Below are 21,679 nucleotides of genomic sequence, written 5' to 3'. Positions count from 1 at the left end.
TAGTTACTCCTGGCTGCGCGCGACCCCGCCGAGCAGACCGTTGAGGAATCCCGCCGAGTCTTCGGTGCTCATGATCGTCGCCGCTTCGACGGCCTCCGAGATCGCCACCGGGTTCGGCACCTCGGGGTTGAACAGGATCTCCCAGGTCGCCAGGCGCGCGAGCGCGCGGTCGAGGGCCGGCATCCGGTCCAGCTTCCAGCCCTGCGCGTGCTCGATGATCACGGTGTCGATCTCGTCGAGGTGCTCCAGCACCCCGGCGACGATCTCGCGGGCGTACAGCCACGACGACTCGCGCTGCGGCTGCGACTCCGCGCGCACCGACTCGTCGGCCAGCAGGTCGGCGATCGGAATGCCGCGAACGTCGGCGCCGAAGAGGATGTCTAGCGCGCGCTTGCGGGCTTTGGTCCGTGCGCTCACTAGTCGGTCACGCGACCGAGGTACGACCCGTCACGGGTGTCGACCTTGACCCGGGTGTTCTGCTCGAGGAAGAGCGGAACCTGGATCTCGTAGCCGGTCTCGAGAGTGGCGGCCTTGGTGCCGGCACTGGAGCGGTCGCCCTGGAGGCCCGGCTCGGTGTACGTCACCTCGAGCACGACGGAGGCGGGGAGCTCGACGTAGAGCGCCTCGCCGTCGTGGGTCGCGATGGTCGCGATCTGGTTCTCGAGCATGAAGTTGGCGGCGTCGCCGACGACGGCGGCCGGAATGGTGCGCTGGTCGTAGTCGCTCGTGTCCATGAACACGAAGTCCTCGCCGTCCTTGTACAGGAACTGGAAGTCGCGGCGGTCGACGGTCGCGAAGTCGATCTTGGTGCCGGCGTTGAACGTGCGGTCGACGGTCTTGCCGCTCATCACGTTCTTGAGCTTGGTGCGCACGAAGGCGCCACCCTTGCCCGGCTTGACGTGCTGGAACTCGATGACGTTCCAGAGCTGGCCGTCGATCGACAGCACGCTGCCGTTCTTGATGTCGTTGGTGGTCGCCATGTTTTGCCTCCTGGAGCGGGTCGGGTAGCCGAGAAGCGGCGTATCGAGACCCCGCAGTGCCGCAGTCGAGTGTAGACGAGCGTCAGTTCGCCCGACGAACCGCCGCGAGGGCGAGGACGTACGAGTCGAAGCCGAAGCCGGCGATGACGCCCGAGGCGATGCCCGAGATCACGCTGGTGTGCCGGAAGGTCTCCCGCGCGTGCGGGTTCGAGATGTGCACCTCGACGAGCGGAAGGCCCGCCTTGGTGACGAGCGCGGCGGCGTCGCGCAGCGCGTAGCTGTAGTGCGTGAAGGCCGCCGGGTTCAGGATGACCGGCGCGTTCGCGTTGACCGCCTCGTGCAGCCATCCGATCAGCTCGCCCTCGTCGTCGGTCTGCCGCAGGTCGATCTCGATGCCCTCGGCACTCGGGTCGCTCGCGAGCATCACGCGCAGCGCCGAGAGATCCTGGTGCCCGTAGACCTCCGGCTCCCGGCTGCCGAGGCGACCGAGGTTGGGTCCGTTGAGAACGAAGACGCGCGTCATGACTGCGAGCCTAGCGAAGGCGCGCGCGGCTCAGACCGGGACGATGTTGTGGTTGTGCGTGAAGACGTTCTCGGGATCCCACACCTTCTTCACGGCGCGCAGTCGCGCCAGCGTCGCCGACGGGTACATCTCGTCGAGCAGCGTGGGCGATTCGTCGTTCCGGAAGTTCCCATACGTCCCGAGACTCCGGTCGCGCGTCGCGTCCCGCCACTGGGCGTAGACGGCGTCGGAGAGCTCCGCGGGCGCGTCCGGCGGGAAGAACGCGACGAGGAGGGCCAGCACGTCGGCGTCGCGGTGGGCGAAGGCCGTCGCGTCCCGCGGGACTCGACTGTAGGCACCGCCGAGGCTGCGCAGCATGAGCATCGAGTTCTCGAACGCACGGTGGACGCGCGCGAGCTCCTCGACGAGCTGGTCATCGAACCGGCCGAAGAAGTCCGAGGTGAAGGCCATCAGCGGCGGCGGGCCGCCCATGTCGATGTCGTCATCGAGCAGCGATCGGTACGGCACCGCGGCGAGTTCCCCGCCCCGAGCCCCCGGATGCCGGGCGAACGCGGCCGTCGCGGCGCGCGCCGCCTCGATCGAATCCCCCGCCCACGCGGCGATGATCTGCAGCGAGGCGGGCATCTCGGGGCCGAGCGGCGGCATGGAGACGAGGGTCGCGGTGAGCTCGTCCGGCGCCGCGGCCATCACGTCGCGCCACAGCCGGGTCACCGGGACGAGGTCGCCCAGGTCATAGTCGAAGGTGCCCGCGATGATCGCCCCGAGGCGACGCGCGCGGAAGTCGAAGCGGGTGACGATGCCGAAGTTGCCGCCGCCGCCGCGGAGCGCCCAGAACAGCTCCGGGTTCTGCCCGTCATCGGCGCGGACGACCTCGCCGGATGCCGTGACCAGTTCGACGCCGAGCAGGTTGTCGATGGTGAGCCCCTGCGAGCGGACCATCCAGCCGATGCCGCCTCCGAGGGCGAGTCCGCCCACCCCGACGCTCGCGGTGTCGCCCGAGGACAGCGCCAGACCGTGCTCGGCGAGGGTGATCGCGACGTCGCCCCAGCGCGCACCGCCGCCGACGCGGACGAGGTCGCCGGACACCTCGATGTCGGCCAGTTCCGCGAGGTCGATCACGATGCCGCCGTCGTTGGTGCCCCAGGCCGTGTGGCCCCCGCTGCGGACGGAGATCGGCAGCCGCTCGCGCGTCGCCGCGCGGACGGCGCTCGCCACGCCGGCGGGGGTGCGCGGTCGCACGATGGCGAGCGGACTGCCCACCCGGGACTCCGAGGTGGCGGCTTCAAGATAGCCGTCGTCACCCGGACGAATCACAGCACCCGGCTCGTCGCCGAGGAGATCCTCAACGCTCATGGGGCCAGCGTAAGCACTCGCGCCGCGGCGTCAAGAGGACCTTCCTGTCCACCCCTCTCGGGCGCGGGAGAACCTACTCGGCGATCTCCTGGTACGCGGTGAACAGCAGCGATTCGTCGACGCCGTTGAGGGTCGTCGGACGGCCGATCGCGTCGAGCACGATGAAGCGCAGCATGGAGCCGCGCGCCTTCTTGTCGCGCTGCATCGTCGCGTAGAGCGTCTTCCATCGCCCGAGCGGGTAGCTCGTGGGAAGGCTCAGCGATTCGAGGATGCGGCGATGCCGATCCACCTCCTCGTCGCTCAGGGAGCGCGTCAGTCGCGACAACTCCGCGGCGAACATCATGCCGATCGCGACCGCGGCGCCGTGCCGCCACTGATAGCGCTCGGCGTGCTCGATCGCGTGACCGAGGGTGTGCCCGTAGTTCAGGATCTCGCGCAGTCCCTGTTCGGTGAAGTCCTCGCCCACGACCCGCGCCTTGACTGCGATCGCGAGTTCGAGGCAGCGCCGGAACTCCGCCGTGGTCGGATCGGTCGCAGCGTTGACGTCGGCCTCCACGATGTCGAGGATCTCCGGCTCGGCGATGAACCCGGCCTTCACCACCTCGGCGTAGCCGGCGAGGATCTCGTTCTTCGGCAGGCCGTTCAGCAGGTCGAGGTCGCAGAGCACCGCCCGCGGCGCGTGGAACGCCCCGACGAGGTTCTTGCCCTCGGCCGTGTTGATGCCGGTCTTGCCGCCGACCGCCGCATCCACCATGCCGAGCACGGTGGTGGGGACCTGGATCACGTCGACACCGCGCAGCCAGGTCGCGGCGACGAAGCCGGCAAGGTCGGTGGTCGCGCCGCCGCCCAGGCCGATGACGACGTCGCTGCGGGTGAAGTCGGTCTGGCCCATGATCTGCCAGCAGAACGCGGCGACCTCGACGCGCTTGGCACCTTCGGCATCCGGGATCTCGGCGAGATAGACCTGGTACTGCGTGGACAGCTGCTCGCGCAGCGCCTCGGCGCGCGCACCGAGGGTCGGCGCGTGCACGATCAGAACGCGGGCCACCGCGGCGCCGAGCTGGGTCGGCAGCGTGTCGAGCAGCCCCCGCCCGATCGTCACGTCGTAGCCGGGGGTCCCGGCCACGTGAATCGTCGTTGCACTCACGGCGTCTGCAGCCATGCGGCCACCTCCTGGGCGATGTCGTCGTTGCGGCGACCGTCGGTGGCGACCGTGAGGTGCGCAAGTCGCTCGTAGATGGGTCGGCGGGCGTCGAAGATGCGCTGCCAGCTCTCGATGCCGTCCTTCACCAGCGGACGGCTGCCGTCAGCGAGTCTCGGCGCGACCGTCTCGGCGGTCACCGTCAAGTAGACGACGGGCAGCTCGCCCAGGTCGGCCTGCGTGTCGGAGTCCAGCACGGCTCCCCCGCCGAGCGAGACGACGTGGTCGGTCCCCAGCGCCGCGGCCACCGCCGCGCGCTCGAGGCGCCGGAAGTGCGCCTCGCCGTGCGTCTCGAAGATCTCGGGGATCGGCCCGTGCGCGGCGACGACGACCTTGTCGGTGTCGGTGAATCCGGTGCCCAGAAGCCGCGCGACGCGCTTGCCGATGCGCGTCTTCCCGGCGCCCATCGGACCGATGAAGACGGCCGCGGGGTGCACTGCGCTCACTCGGTGACCGTCGCGGAGGCGGTGCGAAGCGATTCGGGAATCGCCGCCAGGTAGGCGTCCAGGTTGCGGCGCGTCTCGCCGATCGAGTCGCCGCCGAACTTCTCCAGCATCGCGTTCGCGAGCACGAGGGCGACCATCGCCTCGGCGACGACACCGGCGGCGGGCACGGCGCAGACGTCCGAGCGCTGGTGGTGCGCGGCCGCCTCCTCGCCGGTGGCGACGTTGACGGTGCGCAGCGCGTGCGGAACGGTCGCGATCGGCTTCATGCCGGCGCGGACGCGCAGCAGCGTGCCGGTCGACATGCCGCCCTCAGTGCCGCCGGCCTTGTCGCTGAGTCGCCCGATGACGCCGTCGGCGGTGACGATCTCGTCGTGCGCCTGCGATCCGGGGCGGCGCGTCGTCTCGAAGCCGTCTCCGATCTCGACGCCCTTGATCGCCTGGATTCCCATGATCGCGGCCGCGAGCTGCGCATCCAGTCGACGGTCCCAGTGCACGTAGCTACCGAGTCCCGGCGGCAGACCGTACGCGAGCACCTCGACGACGCCGCCGAGCGTGTCGCCGTCGTCGTGGGCGCGGTCGATGCGCGCCACCATCTCGGCGCTCGTGGCCGCGTCGAAGCAGCGCAGCGGGTCGGCGTCCAGGGCGTCCACGTCATCGGGTGTGGGCAGCGCGGCGCCGTCGGGCACGCGGACCGTCTCGATCGAGAGGGTGTGCGCGACCAGGCGCACGCCGAGCTCGGCGAGGAAAGCACGGGCGACGGCGCCGAGGGCGACCCGGGCCGCCGTCTCGCGGGCGCTCGCGCGCTCGAGCACGTTGCGCGACTCGGGGAAGTCGTACTTCTGCATGCCGACGAGGTCGGCGTGGCCCGGGCGGGGGCGCGTCAGCGCGGCCCCTCGGCCCTTCGGCAGGGTCTCCGGGTCGACCGGCGTCGCGCTCATCACGTCGACCCAGCGCGGCCACTCGGTGTTGCCCACGCGCAGCGCGACCGGGCCGCCGACGGTCTTGCCGAAGCGGATGCCGCCCGAGATCGAGAGCTCGTCCTGTTCGAACTTCATGCGCGCGCCCCGGCCGTAGCCGAGCTTGCGACGCTGCAGGTCGTCTTGGATCTGTTCAGGCGAGATCGGCACGCCCGCGGGCATGCCCTCGAGAATCGCGACGAGTTCGGGGCCGTGCGATTCCCCGGCGGTCAACCAACGAAGCATGTCGTCGATTCTTTCAGGTTCCCAGCCCGACGACCGACCGCATCGTGTCGCGGACCTCGTCTTCGCGGCTCAGGGCGACGTCGGCGGACCCCGAGACGAAGATGCGCACCTGTGCCACGGCCTGGTGCACGAGCATCTCGAGACCGCTCACGACCCGCCCGGAGGCCTGCTGCCACGAGGCCGCGAGGGCGCTCGGCCACGGGTCGTAGGCGACATCGAACAGGACGGCGTTGGCGCGAAGCTCTGCAGAGAACTCGTGGTCGATCGACGTGCCGCCGGGGAGGGTCGAGATGACCGCGTCCGGGCTCTGCGAGCCGCGGGGATCGCCGAAGTGCGCCCGCGTGAGCTCGATTCCCAGCCGTTCGGCGAGCGGAATCAGCGATTCCGCGCGGGCGAGGTCCCGCACGACGACACGCGCGGCGCGCGCCCCCAGCTGACTGGCGGCGACCAGCGCGCTCTGCGCGGTCGCGCCCGCGCCCAGGATCTCGACCGTGTCGAGCGCGCTCACGCCGTGATCGCCGAAGGCGCGCACGATGCCCTCCACGTCGGTGTTGAAGCCGCGTCGCGCTCCGTCGTCGAGCAGCAGCGTGTTGGCCGCGCCCACGAGATCCACGAGCGGGTCGCGGTCATCGAGCAGCGAGAGCACCACATGCTTGTGCGGCATCGTCAGCGACAGGCCCCGCCAGGACGCGTCCAGGCCGGCCACGTAGTCGCCGAGCTGCGCCGCATCCAGTTCGATCGCCTCGTAGCTCCAGTCGAGCCCCAGCACGCGGTACGCGGCCGCGTGCAGCGCGGGCGACTTCGAGTGCGAGATCGGCGAACCGAGCACCGCGAGGCGGAGCTCGGGCGACTCAGGCACAGTACGCCGCGTTCTCCGTGCTCGCGCGGCACCAGGCCTGCAGCTGAGCGACCGCCGCTTCGTGCTGGGCGACCGTTTCGGAGAACACCGTCTCACCGGTCTTGAGGTTGATCGGAACGAAGAACATCCATGGGCCGTCGGCGGGGTTCAGCGCCGCGTTCGATCGTCTGCCTCCCCCGGCAGCCCGATCGGTCCGATCGGCAGCCCGTCATTGGCATAGGTGTTGTAGAGGTTGCTGGCATCGGCACGCTCCTCGCCCGTCGTCCAGACGGTGTGCGTGTTGCCGGTTCCGTAAGCGACGGTCGCGTCGGATTCGAGCCGCCAGCCCTGGTCGAGCCGGTTCTGGAAGACACGCGCGACCTTGTAGAAGTCGTCGATGTTCGATCCGGCCTCGCGCTGCACGATCGAGGCCTTGATGAGCACTTCGAGCCGGTCCTCGGGGTCGACGCCCAGCGCGTCCAACCGCGTGAGCATCTCGTCGACGAGTCGCTGGATCACCTCGTCCGCCGTTACCCCGGGATCCAGGGGGTAAGTCGCCGGGAACAGCCAGCCCTCGAGGTTCGGGGCCTCGGCGGGCACCCCGAACGCTGTCGGATCGGCAGCCGCCGCGAGCAGCTCGTCGACCGTGATGTCGGTCGCCGAGGCGATCAAGGCGAAGGCATCCTCGTACGAGGTGCCTTCGGGAATCGTCACCGTGTTGGTGATCTTGTTCGCCGGGTCGAGAAGAGCGTCAAGCGCCGCCTGCGCGCTCATCTGCTCCTGCAACAGGAAGTTGCCGGGTTCGAAGCTGACGTCGGGACGCGTCAGCAGCAGGTCATAGAAGGCATCGAACGTCATGGTGACCCCCGCCTCGTTGAGGGTCTTGGCGACATCGGACCCGATGTCGCCGCTCTGGATCACGATGGTGACCTCGACGCCGTTGCCGGTTCCCTCGTAGTCGTTCGGCAGCTCCCAGCCGAGCACCTCGCGGACCTTGTCCTCGTAGAGCACCCACACCGTGGCCGCCCCACCGATGCCGACCGCCAGCAGCGCGATCAGCGTCCAGAGCCACCAGAGGTTGCGACGACGGCGCGGACCGCGGTCTCCCCCGCCTCCGTGCGAGCCGCGACCCTGGCGGGCCGACTCGCGTGCGGCACGGCGCGAGCGCGGCACCCCGGCGTCATCCGCCGCGGCGGCGGGCGACGCCGTATCCGGTCGAGCGGCGGGCGCGGCCGCGTCGGGACGTGCGGGCGTCGGCTCCCACAGCTCGCTGGGCTGCGCGGGGACCGCGGGAGTCGTCGGCCGAACGGGTGCGCCGTTCGGGTTCGATCCGGATGTCGGCGTCCCGCTCGGCCGGAAGATGTCGTCCCAGCTGGGTTCTTGAGCCACGAATCAGAGTCCTTCGTCAGGGGCGACCGCCGCGCCAGCCGGGCGACCGGCCGAGCGCTCGAAGTCGAGGGCGTTCTGCAGGATGATAACAGCGGCCGCCTGGTCGATCACGGCGCGCGAGGTGCGCGTATTCCGCCCCGCCTGGTGCAGTCCGCGCTGGGCGCTGACGGTCGACATCCGCTCGTCGACGAGCCGCACCGGCGGGCCTCCGAGCGTCGTCAGCCACCGTGCGAACTCCCGGGCGTCCGCCGTCGAGGGCGTGTCCGTGCCGGCGAGCGAGAGCGGCAGGCCGACGATGATCTCGACGGGTGCGTACTCCTCGATGAGCGCCCGGAACGCCCCCTCATCGTCCTTCCCGCGCGGGTGCGAGACGACCGGGGTGGCGAGCAGTCCGTCACGGTCGCACACGGCGACCCCGACGCGCGCGCGGCCGACATCGACGCCGAGGCGGACTCCGGGGCGCACGCTAGCCCTTCAGCGCGCGACGGATGCCGTCGAGAGCCGCGGGGATCGCGGCCGCGTTGGCGCCGCCGCCCTGCGCCATGTCGTCCTTGCCGCCGCCGCCGCCGCCGAGCTCCGTCGCGGCGACCTTCACCAGGGCACCGGCCTTGGCTCCCGCCTCACGAGCGGCGGGCGTGGTCGCGACGATCACGACGGGCTTGCCGTCGACGCGTGCCGCGAGGGCGACCACCGCGGCCTGCGCCGCGAGGCGCTCGCGCACGCTGGTCACGAGCGAGCGCACCTCGTCGGCGGAGCTGAGCTCCCCCAGGTCGTCGACGACGGCGATCACGTCGCCGATCGGCGTGGCGGCGTCGGCGAGGGCGGGCACGCGGCCCGCCAGCTGACGCGCCTCGAAGGCGGCGATCTTCTTCTCGGCGGCCTTGAGGTCGGCGACGAGCTGCTCGATCCGGCCGGGAAGCTGATCCTTGGGCGTCTTGAGCGCGCTCGTCAGCTGCGAGACGAGGGTGCGCTCGGCCGCCAGCTCACGGAACGCGTCGATGCCGACGAGCGCCTCGACGCGGCGGTTCGTCGCCCCGACGCTCGACTCGCTGACCAGGTTCACCAGGCCGATCTCGGCGGAGGTGCGAACGTGCGTGCCAGCGCAGAGCTCGCGCGACCAGGGGCCGCCGATGTCGACCATGCGCACCGTCTCGCCGTACTTCTCGCCGAACAGCGCCATGGCGCCGGCCTTGCGCGCCTCGTCCAGCGGAAGGATTCGCGTCGTCACCTCGAGGTTGTCGCGCACCGCGTTGTTGGCGATCTCCTCGATCTCGCTCCGGGTCGCCGGGCTGAGCGCCTGGTTCCAGGAGAAGTCGAGTCGCATGTAGCCGGCCTTGTTGAACGAGCCGGACTGGTGCGCGTCGGAGCCGAGCGTGTCGCGGAGCGCCGCGTGGATCAGGTGCGTGGCGGAGTGCGCCTGCGCCGCCGAGTGGCGGTACACGGCATCCACCACGGTCGTCGCGGCGTCATCCACCGCGACCTCGCCGGAGCGCACCTGGACGGTGTGGCTGATGAGGCCCTTGACGGGCTTCTGCACGTCGAGCACCTCGAGATCGAAGCCGTTGCCGATGATCGAGCCCTGGTCGGCCGACTGGCCGCCGGACTCCGCGTAGAGCGAGGTCTCGGCGAGGATCACCTCGGCGATCTCGCCCGCGCTCGCCTTCAGCACCGGCTGGCCGCCGACCAGGATGCCGAGGATGCGCGACTCGGTCTCCAGGTACTCATAGCCGGTGAAGACGGTCTCGCCCTCGGCCCGGAACCCGGAGTACACCGAGAGGTCCGCGATCTGGCCCTTCTTGGCCTTCGCGTCCGCCTTGGCGCGCTGGCGCTGCTCCTGCATGAGGGAGTCGAATGCCGCGCGGTCGACGGTGAGGCCCGCCTCCTCGGCGACCTCCAGCGTCAGGTCGATGGGGAACCCGAAGGTGTCGTGCAGGAGGAACGCGGTGTCGCCGGGCAGCGCCTCGCCGCCCGCCTTCTTGGTCTCGGCGACGGCCGTGTCGAGGATGGTGGTGCCGCCCGCGAGGGTGCGCAGGAACGTCTCCTCTTCGCCGAACGCGAGGCGCGAGGTGCGCTCCCAGTGCTCGGCCACGTCCGGGTAGGCCGGAGACATGGCGTCGCGCGAGGCGGCGAACAGCTCCGGGAAGCTGGTCGAGTCGACACCCAGCAGGCGCATGGCGCGCACCACCCGCCGCATCAGGCGACGCAGGATGTATCCGCGGCCCTCGTTGCCGGGCGAGACGCCGTCGGTCATCAGCATGAGACTCGACCGCACGTGGTCGGCGATGACGCGCATCCGCACATCGTCGTCGTGGTCCGCGCCGTAGCGGCGTCCGGACAGCTCGGCCGCGCGGTCGAGCACCGGACGCACCTGGTCGATCTCGTACATGTTGTCGACGCCCTGCTTGAGGAAGGCGACGCGCTCCATGCCCATGCCGGTGTCGATGTTCTTCTTCGGCAGTTCGCCGAGCACCGTGAAGTCGACCTTGCTCGTCACATCGGTGAGCAGGTACTGCATGAACACGAGGTTCCAGATCTCGATGTACCGCGTGTCGTCGACGGCGGGGCCGCCCTCCGGCCCGAACTCGGGTCCGCGGTCGAAGTAGATCTCCGAGCAGGGCCCTCCGGGGCCGGGCTGGCCGGTGTGCCAGTAGTTGTCGGCGCGGCCGAGGCGCTGGATGCGCTCCGCGGGCAGGCCGGCGATGCTCTTCCAGAGCGCCGCAGCCTCATCGTCGTCCTCGTAGACCGTGACCCAGAGGTCCTTCTCGGCGAAGCCGAGCCCGCCATCCGACTCCGAGCTGGTCAGCAGCTCCCAGGCGTAGGTGATCGCCTGCTCCTTGAAGTAGTCGCCGAAGGAGAAGTTGCCGTTCATCTGGAAGAACGTGCCGTGACGGGTGGTCTTGCCGACCTCCTCGATGTCGAGCGTGCGAATGCACTTCTGCACGCTCGTGGCGCGCGGGAACGGCGCCGGAACCACCCCGGTGAAGTACGGGATGAACGGAACCATGCCCGCGACCGTGAACAGGAGCGCCGGGTCATCGCTGACGAGCGAGGCCGAGGGCACGACCGTGTGGTCGCGCTCTCCGAAGAAGGTCAGCCAACGGCGTTGAATTTCAGCGGTCTGCACGGGGTGATCCTGACGGGCACAGCGGTGCCGGGTTGATGAGGGTGATGACGGGGGCGCTGCGCCGGCGGGCGGCGCTACTTGGTGCGGTTGGTGAGGTCGTTGATGACCTCTTCGGCGTTGGCGACGGCCTCACGCAGCTCGGCCTCGCGGGCCTTGTAGCCCTCGACGACGGCCGAGCCGAAGTCCTTGGCCTTCGCGTCGACGTCTGCGAAGAACTCCTTGCCCTGCGGGGTCTTGGAGAACTGGTGAGCCGCAACAAACCCCGCGGCGGCACCGACGATCAGCAGCAGAACGTTCTTCATGAGAGCGAATCCTTCCGTCGAAGTGGTCGGACGCCGGTCATGGCGCCGCCCGTCCAGCCTAGTCGGCATCGACCGCCCGGATGCAGGGAGTGCGCCGTGACGAACGGCTGGTGCACCGCATCCCATACGGCGCCGGGAATACGCGAAGGCCCCGAGGCGAACCCCGGGGCCTTCGACGAAACGCAGTGCGGCGTGAGCCTAGCGAGCCGCGTAGTACTCGACGACGAGCTGAACCTCAGCCGTCACGGGCACCTCGGCGCGCTTCGGGCGACGCACGAGACGCGCCTGCAGCTTGTCGAGCTCGACCTCGAGGTAGCCCGGAACCGGGGGCAGAACCTCGGCGTGGCCACCGGCAGCGGCGACCTGGAAGGGCTCGGTGCCCTCCGAGCGCTCCTTGACGTGGATGACCTGACCCGGCTTCACGCGGAACGACGGGCGGTCCACGATCTTGCCGTCGACCAGGATGTGACGGTGGGTCACGAACTGGCGGGCCTGCGAGGTGGTGCGGGCGAAGCCGGCGCGCAGCACGAGCGCGTCGAGACGCATCTCGAGCAGCTCGACCAGGTTCTCACCGGTCAGGCCCTGGGTGCGACGGGCCTCGTTGAAGACGATGCGCAGCTGCTTCTCGCGGATGCCGTACTGCTCGCGCAGACGCTGCTTCTCGCGCAGACGGACCGCGTAGTCGCTGTCGGCCTTGCGCTTGGTGCGGCCGTGCTCACCCGGAGCGTAGGGACGCTTCTCGAGGTAGCGGGCGGCCTTCGGCGTCAGCGGGATGCCGAGCGCGCGAGACAGACGGACCTTGCGACGGTCCTGGGACTTGGTAACCAAAAGGGAATCCTTCCACCACGTGGACGCGTCTTTCGCGCCTCACAGACGTCCATCCCGCTCGACCTTCCCGGCCGCACGTCGACACGTACCGGAGGTATGAGAGAGGGGGATGCGCTCGACGGTCTCGATCGACACTGGCAAGCCGGTCAAGCCTACCAGACCGGAGGCTCGGCCTACTCTCCGCGCAGGATGGCCCGGATCTTCTCGAGCCGAGCCGCCACATCGCGCTCGTAGCCGTGCGAGGTCGGCGCGTAGTAGCGGGTGCCGCGCAGCTGCTCGGGCAGGTACTCCTGGGTGGCGATCCCGTGCTCTGCGTCGTGCGCATAGCGATAGCCCTTGCCGTGCCCGAGACGCTTCGCCCCGGGATAGTGCGCGTCGCGGAGGTGGCTCGGGATGGTTCCGATGCGGCCGGCGCGCACATCGGCGATCGCGGCATCCAGCGCCCGGTAGGCGGTGTTCGACTTGGGGGCCATCGCCAAGTAGACGACGGCCTCGGCGAGGAGGATGCGTCCCTCCGGCATGCCGATCAGCTGAACGCCCTGCGCCGCGGCGACCGCGAGCGGCAGCGCCTGCGGGTCGGCCATGCCGATGTCCTCGGCGGCGAGGATCATGACCCGGCGGGCGATGAACCGCGGGTCCTCCCCCGCCTCGATCATCCGCGCCAGATAGTGCAGGGACGCATCCACGTCGCTGCCGCGCACCGACTTGATGAAGGCGCTGATGACGTCGTAATGCTCATCGCCCTGACGGTCGTAGCGCAGCAGTGCGCGATCGACCGTGTCGGCGACGATCTCGGCGGTGATCGAGGGCGGCGTCTCGGCATCGTGGGGCTCGGCCGCGGCGGCGACCGCGGCGGCCTCCAGCGCGGTCAGGGCGCGGCGGGCATCACCGGAGGCCAGCCGCACGAGGGAGGCTCGCGCGTCCTCGGTGAGCTCGACGGCTCCCGCCAGACCGCGCGGGTCGCTGACCGCCCGGTCGACGAGCACGCCGAGGTCGTCGTCGCTGAGGGTCTCGAGGGTGAGCAGCAGCGATCGCGAGAGCAGCGGCGCCACCACGGAGAACGACGGGTTCTCGGTGGTCGCCGCGACGAGGATCACCCAGCCGTTCTCGACCCCGGGCAGCAGGGCGTCCTGCTGCGCCTTCGAGAAGCGGTGGATCTCGTCCAGGAACAGCACCGTCGAGAGCCCGTAGAGATCGCGGTCCGCGTGCGCCCGCTCCATCACCTCGCGGACGTCCTTCACGCCCGCCGTGACGGCCGAGAGCTCGACGAAGCGCCGGCCGGAGCTGTGGGCGATGGCCTGCGCGAGCGTCGTCTTGCCCGTGCCGGGCGGACCCCAGAGGATGACCGAGACGGAGCCCGACTCCCCCGTGCGGTCGTTGGCGAGATTGACGAGCGGCGATCCGGGCCGAAGCAGGTGCCGCTGACCGGCCACCTCATCGAGCGAGGTCGGGCGCATCCGAACCGCGAGAGGCGTGGCGCCGGTTCGCAGTCCCGACGATGCGCTCATGGCTGTCATCGTAATCGCCGTCGGAGCCCGGCCGCCCGCGTTTGGCGCCAAGCGGACCGCGCTGGCTAGAGTTCTCGTGGACCGCGCGAGCGCGGCCGGACGGAGGAGCACCGCGTGGCATCGAAGAACAGGGACCGCCAGTCGCGAGAGGTGCGCGAGCGCCTCAAGGCCTACACGGCACGACAGCAGGTCCACGACCACGCCCGGGCGCGCCGCACGCGCGACAACGTGATCGCCGTGCTCGGCGTCACCGCCGTGGTCGCACTCACCGCCGCGACGCAGGTCTTCTACTTCTCCGCCGGGCCGGGCGCTCCGACGCCGGAGCCCAGCGCCTCCGCCGTGGTGGGCGAGAACATCGGCGTGCCCTCGGCCGACTACGCCGAGTACCGCACCTGGACGGGCGAGCTGACCCTCAACGACGTCGCGCTCGGGATCGAGCTCGACGGGGCCGCGGCTCCGCAGGCCGTCTCGGCCTTCCTCTCCGACGTCGACACCGGCTACTACGTCGACAAGACCTGCCACCGCCTCGCCACCAGCGAGGGCTTCGAACTGCTGCAGTGCGGTTCGATCAACGGCCTCGGCTCGAGCGACCCCGACTTCAGCTACGGCCCGATCGAGAACGCACCCGCCGACGACTTCTACCCGGCCGGCACGATCGCGATGGCCCGCGTCAGCGGCGACGACTACAGCATCGGCCACCAGTTCTTCCTCGTCTACGGCGACTCCACGATTCCCTCGGATGAGGTGGGCGGCTACACCGTGCTCGGCACGGTCACGAGCGGGCTCGACGACCTGATCGAGCAGATCACGTCCGCCGGGATCGACCCCGAACTGCTCGGAGCCGACGGCACGGGCGGCCCGCTGGTGGCCACGACGATCACACAGATCACGCTGCAGTAGGAGCACGCCGACGGCGGTGCAATAGGCTGAGTCGGTCCGGCGAGAGGCCGCCGACGACGACGTGAGGTGAATTGACCAGTGGCGACTGACGAGAAGGCCCCGTGGGGCCGCGTCGACGACGAGGGAACGGTGTACGTCCGCGAGGCGGACGGAGAGCGTGCGGTCGGGCAATACCCGGACGCCACACCCGAGGAGGCGCTCGCGTACTTCACGCGGAAATTCACCGAGTTGGAGGGCCAAGTCGCGCTGCTCGAGCAGCGCGTGCGCGGCGGAGCTCCCGCGAAGGACGTCGCGAAGGCGGTCGAGCACCTGAGCGAGTCCATCACCGGCGCGAACGCCGTCGGTGACCTGGCGTCGCTCACCGAGCGCCTGACGAAGCTCGGCGGCACCGTCGGCGAGCTCACCGAGAAGCAGCTCGAGGAGAACAAGGCCGCCGTGGCCGAGGCGCTCGTCGAGCGCGAGGCGCTTGTCGCCGAGGCCGAGGCGCTCGCCGCCGCGGATCCCGCCAAGGCGCAGTGGAAGCAGGTGAGCGCCCAGCTCGATGCGCTCTTCGAGCGCTGGCAGGACCACCAGAAGAACGGCCCCCGTCTTCCCAAGAACGAGAGCAACGAGCTGTGGAAGCGATTCCGCGCGGCGCGCACCACGATCGAGACGCACCGCAAGGCTTTCTTCGCCGAGCTCGACTCGCAGCACAAGGAGGTCCGCGCGCGCAAGCAGGCGCTGATCGAGCGCGCCGAGAAGCTCGCCCCGCAGGGCGCCGACGCGATCCCGGAGTACCGTCGACTGCTCGATGAGTGGAAGGCCGCCGGCCGCGCCGGAAAGAAGCTCGACGACGCGCTGTGGGCGAAGTTCAAGGAGGCCGGCGACGCGCTCTACGCGGCCAAGGCCGAGCTGATGGCGATCGAGGACGAGGAGTACGCCGGCAACCTCACCGAGAAGCTGGCGCTGCTCGAGGAGGCCGAGAAGCTCCTCAAGGTGACCGATCGAACGGCCGCCAAGGAGACCCTGCTGGGAATCCAGCGCAAGTGGGACGCGATCGGCAAGGTTCCGCGCGACCACTTCCGCGCCATCGAAGATCGCCTGCGCAAGGTCGAGACGCACGTGCGCAAGCTCGATGAGGACCACTGGAACCGCTCGAACCCCGAGAAGCAGGCTCGTTCGGAGGGACTCGCCTCGCAGCTCGAGAGCGCGATCGCCAAGCTCGAGGCGGAACTCGCCGAGGCGAAGGCCAGCGGCGACAAGAAGAAGATCGCTGAGGCTGAGGAAGCCATCGCGGCGCGCAAGGTCTGGCTCGGCGCGATCGGCAGCTGAGTCCTCGTCCCCAGGTCGAGCTGTCCACGGATGCGCCCGGCACGGGGCGGCGCGGGCGCGCGACGCGGCAGGCTCACGGCATGGCCGTCACCGACGCTTCGCTGCCCGCAGTCCCGGGCGAACGCCTTCCCGACGTTCTGACGAACGAGCTTCCCGCCGCCGAGCTGAGCGCGCTGCGACTGGACGCGACGCTCGTCCCGTTCGCCAACGCCTTTCTCGTGGCCGATGCCCTCGGCGACGCCGCCGACCGCATCCACGGCGCCTTCGGTCGGCACTCGCCGCGACTGATCGCCGAACTGGACACCGCCGCCTGGGTCTGGGGCGCGCGGCACAGCCTGCCCGCGCGGTTCGAGTTCTGCGCGAGCCTTGCTGAGCGCGCCCGCCTCGCCCCGGGGGCCCTCGACGCGGTGCGCGAGGTCGCGATCTCCGACGACGAGATCGTCACGATCGCGGGTCGCCGCGTCACCAGCCCGGTGCGCACCGCGATCGACCTGGCGCGCTTTCGCGACGACGGCGCATACTCCCCCGAGATCGTCGCGGCACTCCTCGCGCTGGCCCGCATCGACGCGCCGACCGCGCGCGCGGTGATGGACTCGCGCCGTCACCTCACCCACGCCGAGCGGGCGCGGCGCCGGCTCCGTGATCTCGCCTGCGAACCGGGGCTCAGCCGCCGGTGACGCGGTACGCGTCGTAGACGGCCTCGATGCGGCGCACGGCGCTCAGCAGCCGGTCTAGGTGCACGGTGTCGCCCATCTCGAAGACGAACCGGCTGATCGCGAGACGATCGGTCGAGGTGTTCACCGAGGCGGACAGGATGTTGACGTGGTGCTCCGAGAGCACCCGGGTCACGTCGGAGAGCAGACCGGAGCGGTCGAGCGCCTCGATCTGGATCTGCACCAGGAACACGCTCGAGGAGGTGGGCGCCCACTCGACCTCGATGATCCGATCCTGCTCGTTGAGCAGGGCCGCCACGTTGGTGCAGTCGCTGCGGTGCACCGAGACGCCTGCCCCGCGCGTGACGAAGCCGACGATCTGGTCCCCCGGAACCGGGGTGCAGCACTTGGCGAGCTTGACGAGGATGTCGTCGGCGCCGCGCACCAGGACGCCCGAGTCGCTCGGGCGCAGCTGCCGGGCGCGGCCCTTCGAGGTGAACGGCACCTCGTTCTCGTCGTTCTCCGGCGCCGCCTGCATCGAGGCGAGCACCTTCTCGATGACGTGCTGCGTCGAGACGTGCCCCTCGCCGACCGCGGCGTAGAGCGCCTCGACCGACTCGTAGCGCATCTGCGACGCGATCTCCGAGACGACATCGGCCGACATCAGGCGCTGCAGCGGGAGGTTCTGCTTGCGCATCGCGCGCGCGATCGAGTCCTTGCCCTGTTCGATCGCCTCTTCGCGACGCTCCTTCGTGAACCAGCCGCGGATCTTGTTGCGGGCTCGGGGGCTCTTGACGAAGTTCAGCCAGTCCTGGCTCGGTCCCGCATCCGGGTTCTTGGAGGTGAAGACCTCGACGACATCGCCCGAGTTGAGCACGCTCTCCAGGGGAACGAGTCGGCCATTGACCTTCGACCCCATGGTGCGGTGGCCCACCTCGGTGTGCACCGCGTAGGCGAAGTCGACCGGCGTGGCACCCGCCGGCAGGCCGATGACCTTGCCTTGCGGGGTGAAGACGTAGACCTCTTTCGCGCCGATCTCGAAGCGCAGGTTGTCGAGGAACTCCCCCGGGTCGGCCGTCTCGGACTGCCAGTCGCTGATGTGGGCCAGCCACGCCATCTCGGTGTCGGGGCCCGTGCTGGTGTCGGCGCGGCCGTTGGCCATCCGCTCCTTGTATTTCCAGTGCGCGGCGACGCCGAACTCGGCGCGCTGGTGCATCTCGTGCGTGCGGATCTGGATCTCGACCGCACGCCCCTGCGGGCCGATCACGGTGGTGTGCAGCGACTGGTACAGGTTGAACTTCGGGGTGGCGATGTAGTCCTTGAACCGTCCCGGAATCGGGTTCCAGCGCGCGTGGATCGAGCCGAGGACCGCGTAGCAGTCGCGGATGTTGTTGACCAGAACGCGGATGCCGACCAGGTCGTAGATGTCGCTGAACTCGCGCCCGCGCACGACCATCTTCTGGTAGATCGAGTAATACTGCTTGGGCCGACCGACGACCTGCCCCTTGATGCGGCTCTCGCGCAGGTCTTCCGTGACCGCGTCGATCACCTGCTGCACGAACTCCTCGCGCTGCGGGGTGCGCTCGCGCACCATGCTCTCGATCTCGACGTAGAGCTTGGGGTGCAGGATCGCGAAGCTGAGGTCCTCGAGCTCCCACTTGATGGTCTGGATTCCGAGCCGGTGCGCGAGCGGCGCGTAGATCTCCAGCGTCTCCTGCGCCTTGCGTCGCGCCGACTCCGCGGGAACGAAGCCCCAGGTGCGGGCGTTGTGCAGGCGGTCCGCGAGCTTGATGATGAGGACGCGGATGTCCTTGCTCATCGCGACGACCATCTTGCGGACGGTCTCGGCCTGGGCGCTGTCGCCGTACTTCAGCTTGTCGAGCTTCGTGACGCCGTCGACAAGCATCGCGACCTCGTCGCCGAAGTCGGCGCGCAGCTCCTCGAGCCCGTAGTCGGTGTCCTCGACGGTGTCATGCAGCAGCGCGGCGGCGAGGGTCTTCGAGCCGATCCCGAGGTCGGCGAGGATCTGCGCGACCGCGACCGGATGCGTGATGTAGGGCTCGCCGCTCTTGCGGGTCTGCCCGGCATGGGCCTTGTTGGCGACCTTGTAGGCGCGCTCGACGAGCGCGAGATCAGCCTTGGGGTGGTGCGAGCGCACCGTGCGCAGCAGCCGCTCCACCGAGCCGGCCGGCTGGGCGCGCGAGAACAGGCGGGGAAGAATCGTCCGCAGTGAGGCGGAGCTCTGTGCCTGCGTCTCGGTCATCGCGCGCTCGTCTCCGCCTTCATGAGTTGATTCTACGAGTCATGGAGGTGGCGAACCTGCGCGCGGCGACTAGGCCGCGACGGTCTTCTCGCGCGCGGCGATCACGCGCTTGTCGCGCGACACGATCTCAGGCTCACGGCGACGGAACAGCGCGTACAGCGGCGCCGCGATGAACGGCGTGGAGTACGTGCCGACCAGGATGCCGACCAGCAGCGCGAGCGAGATGTCGCGGAGCGTGTCGGCTCCGAGGACGAACGAGCCGAGGAACAGAATCGCGGCGACCGGCAGAGCGGCGACGACACTCGTGTTGATCGAGCGCACCAGGGTCTGGTTGACCGCCAGGTTGACCGTCTCACCGAAGGTGCGGGGTCCGTCGGACCCGAGCTCGCTCGTGTTCTCGCGGATCTTGTCGAACACCACGACGGTGTCGTAGAGCGAGTAGCCGAGGATCGTGAGGAAGCCGATGACCGCGGCGGGCGTGATCTCGAAGCCCGAGGCCGCGTAGACGCCGACCGTGATGACGAGGTCGTGCAGCAGCGCCAGCATGGCGGCCGCCGACATCTTCCAGGTGCGGAAGTAGATCGCCATGATGAGCGCCGCGAGCAGCACGAAGGTGCCGAGTCCGACCAGTGCCTGCCGGGTGATGTCGGCGCCCCAGGTCGCGCCGACGAAGGAGCTGGTGATCGAGTCGGTGTCGTAGGCGACCTCGAGGGCCGCCGCGATCTCCTGCGTCTCGTCGTTGGTCACCTGCTCGGTCTGGATCCGGAGGCCGTCGCCGCCGACGGTCGTGACGCGCACGACCGTGTCCGGCACGATCTCCTGGATCGCGTCCTCGGCGATCGTCGGGTCGGTGTCGGAGACGCCGAGCACCTGGAACTGCGAACCGCCGCGGAACTCGATGCCGAAGTTGAAGCCGGCCGCGTAGTCGCCCGCGCCGCGCACGAACGGGACGAGCACGGCGATCGTCATCAGCGCGACCGCGATCGTGAGCCAGATCTTGCGCTTGCCGACGAAGTCGACCGAGCGCTCACCGGTGTAGAGGTCGTTGCCGAACCGGGTCAGCATGCTGGCCGCCATCAGGACTCCTTCCCGCCGTCGCGCGGAGTCCCGGCGAGTTCGGCGGCTTTGCGTTCGGCGATGGTCTGGCGACGCTGCGCTTCGCGGTTCGCGCCCGTCTTGCGGGCCTCCGAGCTGAACCGGAACTCGGCGCGACCGCGGTAGACCGCACCGAGCGCCTGCGGGTCGAGACCGGAGAGCGGGTGTCCGCTCGAGAAGAAGCGCGTCGTGGCGAGCAGCTGCATCATCGGGTGGGTGAAGATCACGACGACGAGCACGTCGATGATGACGGTGACGCCGAGGGTGAGGGCGAAGCCGCGCACGCTGCCCACCGCGAGGATGAACAGCACGATGGCCGAGAGCAGGTTGACGCCCTTGGCCGCGTAGATCGTGCGGAGCGCGCGCTTCCAGCCGGATTCGACCGCCCCGACGAGTCCGCGACCGTCGCGCAGTTCGTCGCGGATGCGCTCGAAGTAGACGATGAACGAGTCGACGGTGAAGCCGATCGCGACGATCAGACCCGCGACGCCGGCCAGCGACAGGCGGTAGCCGTAGTGCCAGGACATGATCGTGATGACCGAGTAGGTGAGGGCTCCCGCCACCACGAGCGAGGCGATGGTGACCGAGGCGAGCGCTCGGTACTGGAAGAACGAGTACACGACGACGAGCGCCAGACCGATGAGCCCGGCGAGGATGCCGCTCTCGAGCTGGTTGGCACCGAGCGTCGCGTTGATCGTCTCCTGGCTCTCGAGCTGGAATCCGATCGGCAGCGCACCGAACTTGAGCTGGTCGGCGAGGTACTTCGAGCTCGCCTCGGTGAAGCTTCCGGTGATCTGCGGTCGGCCGTCGGTAATCGCGGCGTTGGTGGTCGGCGCCGAGATGACCCGGCCGTCGAGCACGATCGCGAACTGGTTCTGAACGCCGGAGAGGCTGATCAGTCGCGTGGTCACCGCGGCGAACTGGTCGGTGCCCTCGTCGTTGAAGACGATGTTGACCGCCCACTGGCCCGTGGACGCGCCCGTCGAGGTGGTCACGAGGCCGTGCGTCGCGTCGGAGATCGTCTCGCCGGTCACCTCGACCGGGCCGAGGATGTACTTCACCGAGCCGATGTCGTCGCACGTGATCAGCGGTTCGTCCGCCGGAGCGATGTTCGTCTCGGCCGCGTTGATGGTGGTGCAGTCGAAGGTGTCGAACTCGGCCTGCAGCTCGTCCGTGATCCAGGCCAGGTCGCTCGCATCCGTCGGCGTCGGGTCCGGGGTCGGCTCCGTGTCCGTGTCGGTGCTGTCACCGTCCTCGGGCGAGGCGGTCTCCGTGGGGTCGGGAACGACGATGTTCGAGGCCAGATCCGCGGCGAGAACGGCGCGGAACTCGAGCTTCGCCGACGACTGGATGCGGGCGAGCGTCTCCGCGTCCGGCTCACCCGGGAGGCTGACGACGATCTTCTGCTCGGTGCCCACACCGAGGGTCGAGATCTCGGCCTCGGCCACGCCGGCAGCGTCGACGCGCTGGCGGATGATCGCCACCGCCTGGTCGAGCTGCTCCTGCGAGACCTCCTGCCCCTCCGCCAGCAGCGGCGTGAGGGTGAGGGCGGTGCCGCCCTCGAGGTCGAGGGCCAGCTTCGGCGCCCAGCCCCAGTTGGAGAACAGCGCACCCGCGCCTTGAATTCCGAACAGGACCGCGAAAATCACGACCAGCCAGATGAGCGATCTCCAGGCCTTGCGGACCGGGGTCGATCTCGTCGTCGTCACCACGGGGCGGCTCTGCTTTCTTTCAGGCGTGCAACGGGCACCCGGCAACGGCCG

The 21,679-nt window shown here is 69.7% G+C and carries 21 protein-coding genes; 3 read left to right on the top strand and 18 right to left on the bottom strand.

The features are described from left to right. Window positions 1-3: 3 nt before the first annotated feature. From nusB to AC0L6Y_RS05705, 15 genes are all read right to left on the bottom strand, one after another. Window positions 4-417: a transcription antitermination factor NusB gene (nusB, locus tag AC0L6Y_RS05775; RefSeq protein ID WP_473557543.1), complete on the bottom strand. Its 414-nt coding sequence runs from the start codon at window positions 415-417 to the stop codon at window positions 4-6. Continuing rightward, entirely contained in the window at window positions 417-980 is a 564-nt protein-coding gene (gene efp / locus AC0L6Y_RS05770; RefSeq protein WP_473557536.1) for an elongation factor P, read from the bottom strand. Before efp ends, nusB begins: the two co-directional genes overlap by 1 nt. Window positions 981-1,062: 82 nt before the next feature. Continuing rightward, window positions 1,063-1,503, bottom strand: coding sequence for a type II 3-dehydroquinate dehydratase (locus tag AC0L6Y_RS05765; protein WP_473557530.1), 441 nt, complete (start codon window positions 1,501-1,503; stop codon window positions 1,063-1,065). 30 nt (window positions 1,504-1,533) lie between these two features. Beyond that, entirely contained in the window at window positions 1,534-2,856 is a 1,323-nt protein-coding gene (locus AC0L6Y_RS05760) for an FAD-binding oxidoreductase (RefSeq protein ID WP_473557524.1), read from the bottom strand. 73 nt (window positions 2,857-2,929) lie between these two features. Next, window positions 2,930-4,018 carry a 3-dehydroquinate synthase gene (gene aroB / locus AC0L6Y_RS05755; protein WP_473557517.1) on the bottom strand — a complete coding sequence of 363 codons (1,089 nt, stop codon included), beginning with the start codon at window positions 4,016-4,018 and terminating at the stop codon, window positions 2,930-2,932. Then, window positions 4,000-4,503: a shikimate kinase gene (locus AC0L6Y_RS05750; protein WP_473557511.1), complete on the bottom strand. Its 504-nt coding sequence runs from the start codon at window positions 4,501-4,503 to the stop codon at window positions 4,000-4,002. Before AC0L6Y_RS05750 ends, aroB begins: the two co-directional genes overlap by 19 nt. Further along, window positions 4,500-5,705 carry a chorismate synthase gene (aroC, locus tag AC0L6Y_RS05745; RefSeq protein WP_473557507.1) on the bottom strand — a complete coding sequence of 402 codons (1,206 nt, stop codon included), beginning with the start codon at window positions 5,703-5,705 and terminating at the stop codon, window positions 4,500-4,502. Before aroC ends, AC0L6Y_RS05750 begins: the two co-directional genes overlap by 4 nt. 13 nt (window positions 5,706-5,718) lie before the next feature. After that, the gene (locus tag AC0L6Y_RS05740) at window positions 5,719-6,564 is read right to left on the bottom strand and encodes a shikimate dehydrogenase (RefSeq protein WP_473557502.1); all 846 of its coding nucleotides are present in this window, start codon (window positions 6,562-6,564) and stop codon (window positions 5,719-5,721) included. Next, complete coding sequence (locus AC0L6Y_RS05735) at window positions 6,557-6,691, bottom strand: hypothetical protein (protein ID WP_473557498.1); 135 nt, start codon at window positions 6,689-6,691, stop codon at window positions 6,557-6,559. Before AC0L6Y_RS05735 ends, AC0L6Y_RS05740 begins: the two co-directional genes overlap by 8 nt. 20 nt (window positions 6,692-6,711) lie before the next feature. Continuing rightward, window positions 6,712-7,932, bottom strand: a complete 1,221-nt coding sequence (gene mltG / locus AC0L6Y_RS05730; RefSeq protein WP_473557493.1) for an endolytic transglycosylase MltG — start codon at window positions 7,930-7,932, stop codon at window positions 6,712-6,714. 3 nt (window positions 7,933-7,935) lie between these two features. Then, a complete protein-coding gene (gene ruvX, locus AC0L6Y_RS05725) occupies window positions 7,936-8,397 on the bottom strand; it encodes a Holliday junction resolvase RuvX (protein WP_473557487.1) in 462 nt (153 codons plus the stop codon). A 1-nt stretch (window position 8,398) separates the two neighbouring features. Further along, the gene (gene alaS / locus AC0L6Y_RS05720) at window positions 8,399-11,056 is read right to left on the bottom strand and encodes an alanine--tRNA ligase (RefSeq protein ID WP_473557480.1); all 2,658 of its coding nucleotides are present in this window, start codon (window positions 11,054-11,056) and stop codon (window positions 8,399-8,401) included. A gap of 74 nt (window positions 11,057-11,130) precedes the next feature. Beyond that, window positions 11,131-11,358 carry a hypothetical protein gene (locus AC0L6Y_RS05715; RefSeq protein ID WP_473557474.1) on the bottom strand — a complete coding sequence of 76 codons (228 nt, stop codon included), beginning with the start codon at window positions 11,356-11,358 and terminating at the stop codon, window positions 11,131-11,133. Between the two features lie 198 nt (window positions 11,359-11,556). Next, complete coding sequence (gene rpsD, locus AC0L6Y_RS05710; protein WP_294178895.1) at window positions 11,557-12,186, bottom strand: 30S ribosomal protein S4; 630 nt, start codon at window positions 12,184-12,186, stop codon at window positions 11,557-11,559. A gap of 173 nt (window positions 12,187-12,359) precedes the next feature. Next, complete coding sequence (locus tag AC0L6Y_RS05705) at window positions 12,360-13,694, bottom strand: replication-associated recombination protein A (protein ID WP_473557469.1); 1,335 nt, start codon at window positions 13,692-13,694, stop codon at window positions 12,360-12,362. A 114-nt stretch (window positions 13,695-13,808) separates the two neighbouring features. Between AC0L6Y_RS05705 and AC0L6Y_RS05700 the strand changes: the two genes are divergently transcribed. From AC0L6Y_RS05700 to AC0L6Y_RS05690, 3 genes are all read left to right on the top strand, one after another. Next, window positions 13,809-14,594 carry a peptidylprolyl isomerase gene (locus AC0L6Y_RS05700; RefSeq protein ID WP_473557463.1) on the top strand — a complete coding sequence of 262 codons (786 nt, stop codon included), beginning with the start codon at window positions 13,809-13,811 and terminating at the stop codon, window positions 14,592-14,594. 78 nt (window positions 14,595-14,672) lie between these two features. After that, window positions 14,673-15,905, top strand: coding sequence for a DUF349 domain-containing protein (locus tag AC0L6Y_RS05695; protein ID WP_473557457.1), 1,233 nt, complete (start codon window positions 14,673-14,675; stop codon window positions 15,903-15,905). 80 nt (window positions 15,906-15,985) lie between these two features. Continuing rightward, window positions 15,986-16,582, top strand: a complete 597-nt coding sequence (locus tag AC0L6Y_RS05690; RefSeq protein WP_473557453.1) for a type IV toxin-antitoxin system AbiEi family antitoxin — start codon at window positions 15,986-15,988, stop codon at window positions 16,580-16,582. Here AC0L6Y_RS05690 and AC0L6Y_RS05685 read toward each other — a convergent pair. The 3 genes from AC0L6Y_RS05685 to secD all read right to left on the bottom strand — a co-directional run bounded on the left by AC0L6Y_RS05685 (window position 16,569) and on the right by secD (window position 21,625). Further along, complete coding sequence (locus tag AC0L6Y_RS05685) at window positions 16,569-18,821, bottom strand: RelA/SpoT family protein (RefSeq protein WP_473557448.1); 2,253 nt, start codon at window positions 18,819-18,821, stop codon at window positions 16,569-16,571. The two genes, AC0L6Y_RS05690 and AC0L6Y_RS05685, sit on opposite strands and share 14 nt — an antisense overlap. Window positions 18,822-18,890: 69 nt before the next feature. Next, window positions 18,891-19,898: a protein translocase subunit SecF gene (gene secF / locus AC0L6Y_RS05680; RefSeq protein WP_473557442.1), complete on the bottom strand. Its 1,008-nt coding sequence runs from the start codon at window positions 19,896-19,898 to the stop codon at window positions 18,891-18,893. Further along, window positions 19,898-21,625: a protein translocase subunit SecD gene (gene secD, locus AC0L6Y_RS05675; protein ID WP_473557437.1), complete on the bottom strand. Its 1,728-nt coding sequence runs from the start codon at window positions 21,623-21,625 to the stop codon at window positions 19,898-19,900. The genes secF and secD overlap by 1 nt, the downstream gene beginning before the upstream one ends. Window positions 21,626-21,679: the final 54 nt, after the last annotated feature.

The sequence above is a fragment of the Pseudolysinimonas sp. 10J20-29 genome, from assembly GCF_055809595.1.
The sequence above is the reverse complement of the archived record's forward strand: the minus strand, read 5'-3'. Positions and strand labels throughout refer to the sequence as shown.

Excerpts from the sequence above, each read along its gene's own strand:
- aroB (WP_473557517.1), bottom strand. The coding sequence starts at position 4,018 with ATGGCTGCAGACGCCGTGAGTGCAACGACGATTCACGTGGCCGGGACC.
- aroC (WP_473557507.1), bottom strand. The coding sequence starts at position 5,705 with ATGCTTCGTTGGTTGACCGCCGGGGAATCGCACGGCCCCGAACTCGTC.
- AC0L6Y_RS05765 (WP_473557530.1), bottom strand. The coding sequence starts at position 1,503 with ATGACGCGCGTCTTCGTTCTCAACGGACCCAACCTCGGTCGCCTCGGC.
- AC0L6Y_RS05705 (WP_473557469.1), bottom strand. The coding sequence starts at position 13,694 with ATGAGCGCATCGTCGGGACTGCGAACCGGCGCCACGCCTCTCGCGGTT.
- AC0L6Y_RS05715 (WP_473557474.1), bottom strand. The coding sequence starts at position 11,358 with ATGAAGAACGTTCTGCTGCTGATCGTCGGTGCCGCCGCGGGGTTTGTT.
- AC0L6Y_RS05685 (WP_473557448.1), bottom strand. The coding sequence starts at position 18,821 with ATGACCGAGACGCAGGCACAGAGCTCCGCCTCACTGCGGACGATTCTT.
- secF (WP_473557442.1), bottom strand. The coding sequence starts at position 19,898 with ATGGCGGCCAGCATGCTGACCCGGTTCGGCAACGACCTCTACACCGGT.
- AC0L6Y_RS05760 (WP_473557524.1), bottom strand. The coding sequence starts at position 2,856 with ATGAGCGTTGAGGATCTCCTCGGCGACGAGCCGGGTGCTGTGATTCGT.
- AC0L6Y_RS05735 (WP_473557498.1), bottom strand. The coding sequence starts at position 6,691 with ATGTTCTTCGTTCCGATCAACCTCAAGACCGGTGAGACGGTGTTCTCC.
- AC0L6Y_RS05690 (WP_473557453.1), top strand. The coding sequence starts at position 15,986 with ATGGCCGTCACCGACGCTTCGCTGCCCGCAGTCCCGGGCGAACGCCTT.
- efp (WP_473557536.1), bottom strand. The coding sequence starts at position 980 with ATGGCGACCACCAACGACATCAAGAACGGCAGCGTGCTGTCGATCGAC.